Here is a 13,276-nt window from a genome sequence, read left to right as displayed (position 1 = left end):
CTCGCACACAGCATGACGAAGGGCCCTGCGGGGCCCTTTCCTTTTTGCGCGCACCTTGCGTGCACCCTTTGCATGTTGCGTATCCCCTGGAGCGCCTCCGCGTCTTCCTGACTCCCCGCAAACCAAGGCGTCATGCGGGTTTTCCCGTTTGGGCCGGTTCCGGCCGCCTCCTATAATTCCTCCGGCATCACCCACCCCACACAAGGAGAGACCGTGGAACGTCGTTCATTCCTGAAGCACGCCAGCGCCGGCCTGGCAGCTGGTGCAGTCGCCGCCCCCGCCATCGCCCAGTCCAGTCTTCCCAACATCAAGTGGCGCCTCGCGTCCAGTTTCCCCAAGAGCCTGGACACCATCTACGGTGGTGCCGAGACCATGGCCAACCACGTGCGCGCGGCAACCGGCGGCAAGTTCGACATCCAGGTCTTCTCCGGCGGTGAAATCGTCCCTGCGCTCGGCGTGCTGGACGCGGTGAAGGACGGCACCGTCGAGATGTGCCACACGGTCAGCTACTACTTCGTCGGCAAGGACCCGACCTTCGCCTTCGACGCGGCCATCCCCTTCGGCCTCAACAGCCGCCAGCAATCGGCGTGGATGTGGGAAGGCGGCGGCATGGAGCTGATGCGCGACTTCTTCAAGGAATACAACGTCGTCAACTTCCCCTGCGGCAACACCGGCGTGCAGATGGGCGGCTGGTTCCGCAAGGAGATCAAGAGCGTCAAGGACCTGCAGGGCCTGAAGATGCGTATCGGCGGCTTCGCCGGCCAGGTGCTCACCAAGCTGGGCCTGGTGCCGCAGCAGATCGCCGGTGGCGACATCTACCCCGCGCTGGAGAAAGGCACCATCGACGCCACCGAATGGGTCGGCCCCTATGACGACGAGAAGCTGGGCTTCAACAAGGTGGCCAAGTACTACTACTACCCGGGCTTCTGGGAAGGTGGTCCGCAGATCTCTGCGTACGTGAACAGCAAGAAGTACGCAGAGTTGCCCAAGGAGTACCAGGCCATCCTGCAGGACGCCTGCGCCTACGCCCACGTGGAAATGCAGGCCCGCTACGACGTGCGCAACGTCGCGGCACTGCGTCGCCTGGTGGCCAGCGGCACGCAGTTGCGTCAGTTCCCCAAGGAGGTCATGGTTGCTGCGATGAAGGCATCCTTCGACACCTACGAGGAGACGGCCAAGAGCAACCCGCGCTTCGCCAAGATCTACGCGCCCTGGAAGAAATTCCGGGACGACGAGTACCTGTGGTTCCGCGTGGCGGAGAAAACCTTCGATGACTTCGTCTACAGCCAGCCGAGCCGTCGCTGAAACCATACGGTGATGTATGCAAAAAACCCCGTCCGCGTGACGGGGTTTTTCGTTAACGCGCATACCAATTCGGCCCCGGGACTGGTGGCACCTGCCCCTTCGGGCATACGACCGCAAACCCTTGTGTCACCTGGCTCTGGGTAGTCCTACCTATACCAGATGGATTAAAGGCCGGGGGTCGGCGTGCCGTAATGCTCATTGCCACCCAGATTCCCCAACCCGACTCGGGAATTCCGTGCTCGCAGGGCATGCAAGACCGCCAGCGCACTGTTCCAGGACAACCTTCATGACGCAGCCTTCCACCCAGACCCGTGCCTTTCTCGTCATCGGCGTGCTCAACGCCGTCGCTGCCAGCTTGCTGGTCAAGCCCTGGTGGCAGGGCCTGATCCTGGGGGTCGTGGTGTTTGGCGCCCTGCTGGTCGCAGGCCGCTGGCTGGCCGGCACGGCTCCCGCAGGCGCCGACCAGGACGTACGTAACGAACCCGGCGACCCCGGTTCCGCCAGCGTTGCCGATACCGCCTTCCCCAGCCTGGTGGGCGACGTCGTGCCGCTGTGGCATCGGCATGTCGTATCCGCACAGGACCAGATCAAGCAGGCCATCGACGAGCTGGCCGGCGGGTTCGGCTCGCTGTCGCAGCGCATGGCCCGCGGCGACGACAACAGCAACCCGGAGGCAGTCGCGCTCGAAGCCATCGGCGACGCCGAACACGGCCTGCACCAGATCATGGACACGCTGGCCCATGCCCAGCGTTTCCGCGCCACGCTGGTGGATGCCGTAGCCGGCGTGGCTGCTCACACCGACGACCTCAGCCGCATGGCCGAGGAGGTCGCCAACATCGCCAAGCAGACCAACCTGCTGGCCCTGAATGCCGCCATCGAGGCCGCCCGTGCCGGTGAAGCCGGCCGCGGCTTTGCCGTGGTGGCCGACGAGGTGCGCAAGCTCTCCACCCAGTCCGGCGAGACCGGCAAGCGCATCCAGACCACCGTGGACACGGTGGGCGGCGCCATCGCGCACGCCCTGTCGCTGTCGGAAGAATTCGCGCGCAACGAGACCACCGCGCTGGACACCTCCCGCGCCACGGCCGAACAGATCGTGTCCCGCTTCAACGCCACCGCGCAGGCCATGCAACAGTCCCTGAGCAGCCTGCAGGAGAAGCACCGCGCCGTGCAGAGCGACATCGGACAGGTGCTGGTGAACCTGCAGTTCCAGGACCGGGTGCACCAGATCCTGGACCACGTGCTGGCCGACATGGACAAGCTGGCGGACACCTCGCGCAACCGTGCCGCGAACCCGGCCCTGCCGGTGCCCGCCGCACAGACCTGGCTCGACGAACTGTCGCGCACCTACACGATGCTGGACCAGGTGCGGGTGCACCAAGGCAGCGGCGGCGGTGCGGCAGAAAGCGCGAAGTCCGACATCTCCTTCTTCTAGCCACGCTTCCCGCATACCACCATGAGCAAGACCATCCTCATCGTCGACGACTCCTTCTCACTGCGCCAGACCCTGGCCATCGCCCTGCGCGGCGCCGGCTACACGGTCGAGGAAGCGGTGGACGGCAAGGACGCGCTCACCAAGCTGGACGGGCGCAAGTACAACCTCATCATCTCCGACGTGAACATGCCGAACATGGACGGCATCAGCTTCGTGAAGGCCGCCAAGGCCCTGCCGACCTACAAGTTCACGCCGATCATCATGCTCACCACCGAAGGCGACGAAAAGAAGAAGCAGGAAGGCCGCGAAGCCGGCGTTCGCGCGTGGGTGGTCAAGCCCTTCCAGCCGCCGGCCCTGCTCGACGCCGTCGCCAAGCTGGTCATGCCCTGAGGAGCCCGGGATGAGCGGATTCAACTATGCAGAGCCGCGCCTCGGGGTGCTAGCGCTGGAGGGTGAGCTGACCATCATGCATGCCAGCGACATCAAGGACGTGCTGCTTGACCGGCTGGCGGCCAGCGACAAGCTGGACGTGGATCTGGCCGGCATCAGCGAGATCGACAGCGCGGGCGTGCAGCTGCTCATGATGCTGCGCAACGAGGCCGAACGCGCCAGCAAGCAGGTCAGCTGGGTGGGGCACAGCCAGGCCGTCACCCAGGTGCTCGACCTGTTGAACCTTGGTGCGGCACTGGGTGCGCCTGCCGCCATCGTCTGGAGCTGAACCATGGACCTGTCCGCCGCACGCGATGCACTGGTGCAGGAGTCGCGCGAACTCATCGCCGCGATGGAAGCCGCCCTGCTCGACATGGAATCCGAAGGGCCGTCGCTGGAACGCATCAACGCCGTGTTCCGCACCGCGCACACCATCAAGGGCTCGGCCGGCCTCTTCGCGCTGGACCTCATCGTCAGCTTCACGCACGTCATGGAAAGCGTGCTGGATCGCGTCCGCAACGACAGCCTGCCACTGACGCCGGACATGCTGTCCACCCTGCTGCGCAGCGGCGACTACCTGTCACGCCTGATCGACGCGGTGGAAGCCGGCCTGGAGAACGAAGACCCCGATCCGGCACACCGCGAGAGCCTGCTGGCCACGCTGAACGCCATGCTCGGCAACGAGCCGGAGACGAAGGAAACCGGCTCCACCAGCCTGCAGACCACGGAAACGCCGGTGGAGCGCGACGACCACAGCACCAAGGTGAGCAACGAGAACTGGCACCTGTCGCTGCGCTTCGGGCCGGATGTGCTGCGCATGGGCATGGACCCCATGTCCTTCATCCATTACCTCGGGCGGCTGGGACGCATCGTCTATCTCTACACGATTACCGACCACATCCCGAACGCCGCCGAATTCGACCCCGAGAGCTGTTACCTCGGCTTCGAGATCGACCTGCTGGCCGACGTGGACAAGCAGACGCTGGAGAACGTCTTCGAATTCGTGCGCGATGACGCACGGGTACGCATCCTGCCGCCGCGCGCCCGCGTCGCCGACTACATCGCGATGATCGATGCGCAGCCCGAGTCACGCCAGCGCCTCGGCGACATCCTGGTGGCAGGCGGCACGCTGACCCAGCACGAGCTGGACGAAGTGCTGGCCCTGCAGGCCGGTTCGGCCGAGGCCGGACAGGGCACGCCGCGCCTGGGCGAACTGCTGATCCAGGAGCAGATGGTGCAGGCCCCGGTAGTGGCCGCCGCACTGTCGAAGCAGCGCCAGGGCGATGAGCGCCGCAGCCATGAACAACGCGTCATCAAGGTGGAGGCCAGCAAGCTCGACAGCCTCATCAACCTGGTGGGTGAGCTGGTCATCGCCAGCGCCGGCGCACGCCTGCTCGCCGACCGCAGCAAGAACGCCGTGCTGTCCGAAGCGCTGGGCGAAGTCGGCGGCCTGGTCGAGCAGATCCGCGACCGTGCACTCAACCTGCGCATGATTCCCATCGGCGAAGTGTTCCAGCGCTTTCCGCGCGTGGTGCGCGACGTGTCACAGGAGCTGGGCAAGAAGATCGACCTCATCGTCACCGGCGCCGACACCGAGCTGGACAAGTCGATGGTGGAGAAGCTTTCCGACCCGCTGCTGCACATCGTGCGCAACGCCATCGACCACGGCATCGACTCGATGGATGAGCGCGAAGCCGCCGGCAAGCCCAGCACCGGCCAGGTCCGCCTGAACGCCTACCACGAGTCCGGTTGCATCGTGATCGAGATCGGCGACGACGGCCGCGGCCTGGACACCGCGCGCATCCGCGCCAAGGCGATCGAGCGCGGCATGATCGCGCCGGACGCCTCGCTCACCGACGCGGAGATCCATCAACTCATCTTCGCGCCCGGTTTCTCGACCGCGGCAGAAGTCACCAACCTGTCCGGTCGCGGCGTCGGCATGGACGTGGTGAAGCGCAGCCTCGAACAGTTGCGCGGCGAGATCGAGATCAGCAGCCAGAAGGGCGTGGGCACCACCTTCCGCATCCGCCTGCCGCTGACGCTCGCGATCATCGACGGTTTCCAGGTCTCGGTGGCCGATTCGGTCTTCGTGATCCCGCTGGACATGGTGGTGGAATGCGCCGACATGAGTGCGTCCAGCGGCTCGCAACGCATCGTCAACCTACGGGGCGACCCCCTGCCCTACCTGCGCCTGCGCGAAGTCTTCGACCTGCCGCCGGCCCCTGCCGGCATGCGCGAAAGCCTGGTGGTCGTCGAGTACGGCCATCACCGTGCCGGCCTGGTGGTCGACCGCCTGCTGGGCGAGTTCCAGGCCGTCATCAAGCCGCTGGGACAGTTGTTCCGCGGCGTCAAGGGACTGGGCGGCTCCACCATCCTGGGCGATGGCTCGGTGGCCCTGATCCTCGACGTACCCACTCTCGTCGCTGTCAGCAACGAGCGTCACGAACATACCGGCAGCGGCAACCGCCTGCTGTCCAACTGAACCCGGACCGCGATCCGTACCGCGACTCGCCGTCGCACTGCTGGAGAAGAAAATGAACTGGTTCCTGCGCATGAAACTGGCCCACAAGCTGCTGCTTACCTTCCTGAGCTGCGCTGTGCTGACCGCCGTGGTGGGCGTCTATGCCCTGACCCGCATCTCGATGCTGGGGCAGATTGCCGACGACATCTACACCACCAACCTGAAATCGATCCAGGATCTGGGCGAGGCCACCTATCGACTCGGTGCGCACAACCGCGCGTATGCGCGCTTGCCATCGATGCGCGACCCGCAGGAAATCGACGAGACCGCCAAGCGCGCCGGCAATCACTGGGCCGCGTTCGAGAAGGCGATGACCGAATACCGCAAGACCGATCTCAGCACGACCGAGGTCGAACTCAACAAGGCGCTGGACGACCAGAAGGCCAAGTACCTGTCGCTCAACGAGAAGGTGCGTGAGCTGGCCGTGTCAGGCAAACGCGACGATGCCGCGGCGCTGTCCAACGGCGACACGCGTGCTGCCTTCGATGTCATGCAGAAGGCACTGACCGGCATCGTGGAAGACAATGCCAAGCAGGCGGACGAGGCCGCCGCGCAGGCCGACGTCGCGGAGAACGACGCCCGCACGGTGACGATGACGATCGTGGCGGTTGCCATGGCGCTCGCCATCGCACTGGGCCTGCTGGTCACCCGCATCATCACCCGCCAGCTGGGCGGCGAACCGGATTACGCCAGTGACGTGGTGCGCCGTGTCGCGCAGGGCGACATGACGGTGAAGGTAGAGCTGAAGAAGGGCGACACCACCAGCCTGCTCGCCAGCATGAGCGACATGCTGAGCCGCCTCACGCAGGTCATCGGTGAAGTGCGTGGCTCTGCCGACGCGCTGGCCTCGGCCTCCGAGCAATTGTCATCCTCCGCCCAGGTGCTGTCGCAGAACGCATCGGAACAGGCGGCCAGCGTCGAGCAGACCAGCGCTTCGATGGAGGAGATCTCCGCCACCGTGTCGCAGAACACCGAGAACGCCAAGATCACCGACGGCATCGCCTCCAAGTCCGCCAAGGACGCCAAGGAGGGTGGCGAAGCCGTGCGCGAGACCGTATCGGCCATGAAGCAGATCGCGCAGAAGATCGGCATCATCGACGACATCGCCTACCAGACCAACCTGCTAGCGCTCAACGCCGCCATCGAAGCGGCCCGTGCCGGCGAACATGGCAAGGGCTTCGCCGTCGTGGCCGCCGAAGTGCGCAAGCTGGCCGAGCGCAGCCAGGTGGCCGCGCAGGAGATCAGCAGCGTGGCCGGCAACTCGGTGAACCTGGCTGAACGCGCAGGCGCCCTGTTCTCCGAACTGGTGCCCTCGATCACCCGCACCGCGGACCTGGTGCAGGAAATCTCCGCTGCCAGCCGCGAGCAGAGCGCCGGCCTGGAACAGATCAGCACCGCGGTGAACCAGGTGTCGGAGACCACCCAGGCCAATGCCTCGGCTTCGGAAGAGCTCTCTTCCACTGCCGAAGAGATGAGCTCACAGGCCATCAGCCTGCAGCAGACGATGCAGTTCTTCCGCACCGAGGCCGATGCCCAGCAACGCAGCAAGCCGGTGCGCCATGCGCCTGCCGCACGCAACGTCGGCCGGAGCAGCCTGCCCTCGCGCGCGGCACTCCACACCGACAGCGACATCGACGAATCCGCCTTCGAGCGCTTCTGACAGGCTGCGACGGCACCGTCCCCGAGAAGAGGTCCTGTATGCCCAAGACCCTGCGCTTCCGCATGCTCTGCATGGCCACGCTGACCATCGGCTTCATGGTCGCGCTGGTCCTGCTGGGCGTGTATCAGCTCACCCGCTTCAAGGAGGGCGTGCTGCGCACGACCGATCACTCCCGCATGACGCTGTCCGCGGTCATCGAGGTGGAGTCCGCCCTCACCGGCTTCAAGACCCAGGTGCAGGAGTGGAAGAACATCCTCATCCGCGGCAATGACGCCAGGGCCTTCGAGGAATACGCCGGCCGCTTCGATGCTGCCGAGAAGAAGGTGCAGGCCTCGCTGGCCAGCGCACGCACGACGATGGGCGAGCTGGACCTGCCCACCGCCGAACTGGACAAGCTGGTGGCCGACCATCGCGAACTCGGCAGCAAGTATCGCGAAGCGCTGCGGAGCTTCAACCCGCGCGACCCGGACGCGGGCAAGAAAGTCGACCGCCTGGTCAGCGGGATCGACCGCGCCACCGCCGGCGGCATGGACAAGCTGGTCGCCAGCATGGAGCAGTCCGCCACCGCATTGATGGAAGCCCAGCGCGCCCGCACCGACAGCGACTACCGCAATGCATTGGGCATCAACGGCGGCGTCGCCATCGTCGGCGTCCTGCTGTCGCTGTCCATCGTCGTCGTGGTGCTGCGCCGCCTGTTCGCCAGCCTGGGCGGCGAACCGGACTACGCCCGCGAGGTGGTGAGCCGCGTCGCACAGGGAGACATGACGGTGGACGTGCAGCTGGAACGCGGCGACACCACCAGCCTGCTGGCCGCCATGGCCGGCATGGTGGAGCGCCAGCGGCAGGTCATCGGCGAGGTGCGCAGCTCCGCCGACTCGCTGGCCTCGGCCTCCGAAGAGCTTTCCTCCTCCGCTCAGCAACTGTCGCAAAACGCCTCCGAGCAAGCTGCCAGCGTGGAAGAGACCAGTGCCTCGATGGAGCAGATTTCCTCCACCGTTGCCCAGAACACCGAGAACGCGAAGATCACCGAGGGCATCGCTACCAGGTCTTCGCAGGACGCGCGCGACGGCGGCAAGGCCGTGCGCGAGACGGTGGCCGCCATGAAGCTGATCGCCGAGAAGATCGGGATCATCGACGACATCGCCTACCAGACCAACCTGCTGGCGCTCAACGCCGCCATCGAGGCGGCCCGCGCCGGCGAGGCCGGCCGCGGCTTCGCCGTCGTCGCGGCCGAAGTGCGCAAGCTGGCCGAGCGCAGCCAGGTGGCCGCGCAGGAGATCAGCGGCGTGGCCAGCAGCTCGGTGGGACTGGCGGAACGCGCCGGCAGCCTGTTCAGCGAACTGACGCCGTCGATCACCCGCACGGCCGACCTGGTGCAGGAAATCTCCGCCGCCAGCCGCGAACAGAGTGCCGGTCTGGAACAGATCAACACCGCGATCAACCAGGTGTCGCAGAGCACCCAGACCAACGCCTCGGCGGCCGAGGAACTGTCTTCGACGGCCGAGGAGATGAGTTCCTCGGCGATCCAGTTGCAGCAACTGATGCAGTTCTTCCGCACCGAAGGCGGCCCTGTCCGCCGCGTTGCGCCGCCCCACGCGCGGGCGCAACGGGAAGAATCCGCCACCGCCACCTTTGAACGTTTCTGAGGAGTCACCCTCATGAGCAGCGCCAATCTGCCCACCGCCTCCAGCAAGCCGCACAGCGGCATCCAGGCCATGGGCACGCAGCAGTACCTGACCTTCACGCTGGGCAACGAGCTCTTCGCCCTGCCCATCGCGCCGATCCGCGAGATCATCGAGTTCCCGGGCCTCACCGAAATTCCGCTGACGCCGGCCTTCCTGCGGGGCGTCATCAACCTGCGTGGCGCGGTGGTGCCGGTGATCGACCTGTCGGTGCGCTTCGGTCGCACGGCCACCGAAATCGCCCGTCGCACCTGCATCGTCATCGTGGAAGTGAACATCGAGGACAGCGTGCATCCGCTCGGCGTGATCGTCGATACGGTCAGCGAAGTACTGGAAGTCGACCCGAACCAGATCGAGCAGCGCCCCGGCTTCGGTGCCGGCCTGCGTGCCGATTTCGTGGCCGGCATGCTGAACCTGGGCGGCCGCTTCGTCGTGGTGCTGGACGTCAGCAACGTGCTGTCGCCCGACGAACTGGAAAACCTGATCAGCGCCGCGCACGTTGCACCGGGCCCGGCACAGGGCACCCACTGATCACCGACACGCAGCCGCCGGCCACTCTCCCACTTCCAGGCAGACATATGCTCGACACCACGCAGGCACTCAGCCCCAGCGCGTATCGACAGTTGTGCACCCTGTTCAAGCAGGCCAGCGGCATCCACCTGCCCGTCAACAAGCAGACCCTGATCGCCTCACGCCTGCGCACGCGGCTGGAGCACCTGGGCCTGCCCGACTTCGACGCCTACTGCAGCTACGTGCAGAACCGCCACCACGGCGACGAGCACCAGCGCATGGTCGACCTGCTGACGACCAACGAGACCTATTTCTTCCGCGAGCCGGCACATTTCGCGCTGCTGAAGCAGCTCATCAAGGGGCCGCTCGCAAATGGATCGCTGCGGGTGTGGTCGGCCGCCTGCTCCAGCGGCGAGGAGGCCTACAGCATCGCGATGACGCTCGCCGATGAACGCGAGGACCCGAAGTGGGACATCGTCGCCAGCGACATTTCCAGCCGGGCGCTGACGCGCGCCCGCCGCGCGCTGTACCCGCTCCAGCGCATCGAGAACATGCCGCATGGCTACCTGCAACGCTACTGCCTGCGTGGCAAGGGCGACTATGCCGGCAACTTCCTGATCGAGCGGAACCTGCGCGCGCGGGTGCAGTGCATGCAGCACAACCTGACGCACGACGGCGCAGCGATGGGCATGTTCGACGTGATCTTCCTGCGCAACGCGCTCATCTATTTCGAGCCCGACGCCAAGATGCAGATCCTGGAACGCATGTGCGAGCGCCTGCGTCCCGGTGCCTACCTGTTTGTCGGCCATGCCGAAGCCCTGCACACCCACGACCTGCCGCTGCAACGCGTGGGCAAGGCCGCCTACAGGCGGCTGGCATGACGAGCATGCAACCCGGCCCGGAACCCCGGGTCAACCGGACAAGGTAGCGAAGCAGACCCCACATGGCAGTCATCAACATCTCCCCCGGGCACATCGCCATCGGTCGCGACAGGGACGAGCTGCGCACGCTGCTTGGTTCCTGCGTGGCGATCACCCTGTGGCAGCCGCAGCGGTGCATCGGCGCGATGTGCCACATCGTGCTGCCGGCGCGCAACCTGCCGCCGGGACGGCGCGGGCTGGACGCACGCTTCGCCGACGAAGCCTGGGTCAAGATGAGCGTCGCGCTGGCCGCCCAGGGCGTGGCGGCGGTGGACTGCGAATGCAAGGTCTTCGGCGGTGCGCGCGTGTTCTCGCACGAGTTCGCCAACATGGGGGCGCGCAACATCGCCTCCGTGCGCGAGTTGCTGCACAACGTGGGCGTGCAGATCGCCAACGAGCATGTCGGCGGCAACGGCTACCGCGAGTTGCGCTTCAACATCGGTACCGGCGACGCCTGGATGCGTCACCGCAATGCCCACTTTCCAAAACCCTTCAGGGAGGCGGCTACATGATCCGCGTTATGGTGGTGGATGACTCCGCCGTGGTCCGCCAGGTGATCCAGGAAGTCCTGAAGCAGCACCCTGACATCAAGGTCATCGCCACGGCATCCGATCCCATCTTCGCGCTGGCCCGCATGCAGCAGGAATGGCCGGACGTGCTGGTGCTCGATGTCGAGATGCCACGCATGGATGGCATCACCTTCCTGAAGCAGATCATGCAGCAGCGCCCGACGCCCACGGTCATCTGTTCATCGCTGACCGAAAAGGGCGCGCAGATCACCATGGAAGCGCTGGAAGCCGGCGCCGTCGCGATCATCACCAAGCCGCAACTGGGCGTCAGCGACTTCCTGCGTGGCAACGACGACGAACTGGCCGCCGCGATCCGCGCCGCTGCCGCCTCCAACCCGCGCCGCCTGCAGGTGCGCCAGGTGGCGCCCAAGCTCTCTGCCGATGCCATCCTCGCTGCGCCGACGGCTTCGAAGGCGATGGCCCGCACCACCGAACGCATCGTCGCCATCGGCGTGTCCACCGGCGGCACCCAAGCGCTGGAAGTCGTGTTGCCGGCCCTGCCCCGTACCGCGCCCGGCCTGGCGATCGTGCAGCACATGCCGGAGAAGTTCACCCGCAGCTTCGCCGACCGCCTCAACACCATGTGCCAGATCGAGGTGAAGGAAGCCGCCAACGGCGACCGCATCCTGCCCGGCCGCGCACTCATCGCGCCCGGCGGCCGCCACATGATGGTCAAGCGCAGCGGCGCGCAATACCTGGTGGAAGTGGTGGATGGCCCGCTGGTGTCCCGCCACCGGCCTTCGGTGGACGTGCTGTTCCGCTCGGTCGCCAAAAGCGCCGGGCCGAATGCACTGGGCATCATCATGACCGGCATGGGTGACGACGGCGCGCGCGGCATGAAGGAGATGCAGGACGCGGGCTCGCTCACGCTGGCGCAGGACGAGGAAAGCTGCGTGGTCTTCGGCATGCCGAAGGAAGCCATCAAGCACGGCGGCGTCAAGGACGTGGTCGGTCTGGACGCGATTCCCGAACACATCGTCCGCTACGGACGCTGAGAGGCCTGGGCGCAAGCATGCAACTTCCGCAGAAACTGCTGACCGGTGGCGTACTGGTGGTGGACGACAGCGACGTCCAGCGCGCCTACACCATCGACGTGCTGCGGAAGATCGGGGTCACCCGCATCACCGAGGCCAACGACGGTTACGTGGCGTTGGCGCGGCTGCATACGCTGTCGCCCATGCCGTCGGTCATCGTGGTGGACCTGGAGATGCCGATGATGGACGGCATCGAACTGATCCATCACATCGCCGGGCTGGACAGCCAGCCGGCCCTCATCGTGGCCAGCGGTCGCGAATCCATGATGCTCGATTCGGTGCAGGCGATGATCCATGCGATGGGCCTGCCCATGCTCGGCGCCCTGCCCAAGCCGGTCACCGAGGCAGGCCTCGCCGGCCTGCTGGCCGGGCTGGAGAACCTGTTTCCCGCCACGCCTGCCGTGCCGGGCCCGAAGGCCGTGCAGGTCGACATTGCCGATCTTCGCAATGCCCTGGCCAGTGACCACATCGTTCCGTTCTTCCAGCCGAAGAGCAGCCTGCATCTTCACCGCGTGCAGGGCGCCGAAGCGCTGGCCCGCTGGGTGGTGCCCGGCCAGCCGCCGATTCCGCCGGCGAGCTTCATCGAACTGGCCGAGCGCGAGGGCCTGATGCCCGACCTCACGCTGACCATCCTCGACAAGGTGCTGGTCCGCCTCAACGCCTGGAATGCCAGCGGCCGGCACCTGTCGGTGGCGATCAACCTGTCGCCGACCTCGCTGGGCGACAAGCTGCTGGCCGACGCGATCATCCAGCGCACCGAGGCGGCGCAGATCGATTCCCACCAGATCGTGTTCGAGGTAACCGAGAGCGCGATGATGCAGGAGAGCGCCGCGCTGCGGACCTTGCTGCGCCTGCGCCTGCGTGGCTTCGGGCTGGCGATCGACGACTACGGCACCGGCTTCTCGTCGATGCAGCAGTTGTCACAGGTACCGTTCTCGGAACTGAAGATCGACCGCTCGCTGGTCGATGGCGCCCACCGCCGGCCGCACCTGCGCACCATCCTGGAATCCGCCATCGAGATGGGCCACCGCCTCGGCATGACCACCGTGGCCGAGGGCGTGGAAACCCGCGAGGACTGGGCCTTGCTGCGCGACCTCGGCTGCAACCTGTGCCAGGGTTACCTGGTGTCGCGCCCGGTGCCGGGTGACGAACTGCCTGCCGTCATCACAGAAGCCGAAGCGCGCCTGCCGACGTTCTGACGCCAGGGCGGCACC

General features: G+C 66.2%; 12 protein-coding genes. All 12 read left to right on the top strand.

Going from position 1 to position 13,276, the window contains the following annotated elements; translation table 11 throughout:
- The first annotated feature begins 213 nt into the window (after nucleotides 1-213).
- The 12 genes from VVD47_RS20410 (at nucleotide 214) to VVD47_RS20355 (ending at nucleotide 13,261) form a co-directional block, all read left to right on the top strand.
- Nucleotides 214-1,305 (top strand): TRAP transporter substrate-binding protein, encoded by a 1,092-nt coding sequence (locus VVD47_RS20410; RefSeq protein ID WP_327605371.1) that lies wholly within the window; start codon nucleotides 214-216, stop codon nucleotides 1,303-1,305.
- A gap of 286 nt (nucleotides 1,306-1,591) precedes the next feature.
- Entirely contained in the window at nucleotides 1,592-2,737 is a 1,146-nt protein-coding gene (locus VVD47_RS20405; RefSeq protein ID WP_327605370.1) for a methyl-accepting chemotaxis protein, read from the top strand.
- Between the two features lie 21 nt (nucleotides 2,738-2,758).
- Complete coding sequence (locus VVD47_RS20400; RefSeq protein ID WP_327605369.1) at nucleotides 2,759-3,127, top strand: response regulator; 369 nt, start codon at nucleotides 2,759-2,761, stop codon at nucleotides 3,125-3,127.
- A 10-nt stretch (nucleotides 3,128-3,137) separates the two neighbouring features.
- Nucleotides 3,138-3,455: an STAS domain-containing protein gene (locus VVD47_RS20395; protein ID WP_327605368.1), complete on the top strand. Its 318-nt coding sequence runs from the start codon at nucleotides 3,138-3,140 to the stop codon at nucleotides 3,453-3,455.
- 3 nt (nucleotides 3,456-3,458) lie between these two features.
- Complete coding sequence (locus tag VVD47_RS20390) at nucleotides 3,459-5,648, top strand: chemotaxis protein CheA (RefSeq protein ID WP_327605367.1); 2,190 nt, start codon at nucleotides 3,459-3,461, stop codon at nucleotides 5,646-5,648.
- Nucleotides 5,649-5,700: 52 nt separating this feature from the next.
- Nucleotides 5,701-7,347 (top strand): methyl-accepting chemotaxis protein, encoded by a 1,647-nt coding sequence (locus VVD47_RS20385; protein WP_327605366.1) that lies wholly within the window; start codon nucleotides 5,701-5,703, stop codon nucleotides 7,345-7,347.
- 38 nt (nucleotides 7,348-7,385) lie between these two features.
- The gene (locus tag VVD47_RS20380) at nucleotides 7,386-8,993 is read left to right on the top strand and encodes a methyl-accepting chemotaxis protein (RefSeq protein ID WP_327605365.1); all 1,608 of its coding nucleotides are present in this window, start codon (nucleotides 7,386-7,388) and stop codon (nucleotides 8,991-8,993) included.
- A 12-nt stretch (nucleotides 8,994-9,005) separates the two neighbouring features.
- The gene (locus VVD47_RS20375) at nucleotides 9,006-9,560 is read left to right on the top strand and encodes a chemotaxis protein CheW (RefSeq protein ID WP_327605364.1); all 555 of its coding nucleotides are present in this window, start codon (nucleotides 9,006-9,008) and stop codon (nucleotides 9,558-9,560) included.
- A 47-nt stretch (nucleotides 9,561-9,607) separates the two neighbouring features.
- On the top strand, nucleotides 9,608-10,420 hold the full coding sequence (locus VVD47_RS20370) for a CheR family methyltransferase (protein ID WP_327605363.1): 813 nt from the start codon (nucleotides 9,608-9,610) through the stop codon (nucleotides 10,418-10,420).
- Between the two features lie 62 nt (nucleotides 10,421-10,482).
- A complete protein-coding gene (locus tag VVD47_RS20365) occupies nucleotides 10,483-10,971 on the top strand; it encodes a chemotaxis protein CheD (RefSeq protein ID WP_327605362.1) in 489 nt (162 codons plus the stop codon).
- Entirely contained in the window at nucleotides 10,968-12,023 is a 1,056-nt protein-coding gene (locus VVD47_RS20360; RefSeq protein ID WP_327605361.1) for a protein-glutamate methylesterase/protein-glutamine glutaminase, read from the top strand. Before VVD47_RS20365 ends, VVD47_RS20360 begins: the two co-directional genes overlap by 4 nt.
- Nucleotides 12,024-12,040: 17 nt before the next feature.
- Nucleotides 12,041-13,261 carry an EAL domain-containing response regulator gene (locus tag VVD47_RS20355; RefSeq protein WP_327605360.1) on the top strand — a complete coding sequence of 407 codons (1,221 nt, stop codon included), beginning with the start codon at nucleotides 12,041-12,043 and terminating at the stop codon, nucleotides 13,259-13,261.
- Nucleotides 13,262-13,276 lie beyond the last annotated feature (15 nt).

Source organism: Uliginosibacterium sp. H1, from assembly GCF_036017065.1.
Taxonomy (GTDB): domain Bacteria; phylum Pseudomonadota; class Gammaproteobacteria; order Burkholderiales; family Rhodocyclaceae; genus Uliginosibacterium.
This window is presented reverse-complemented; position numbering and strand designations above follow the sequence as displayed.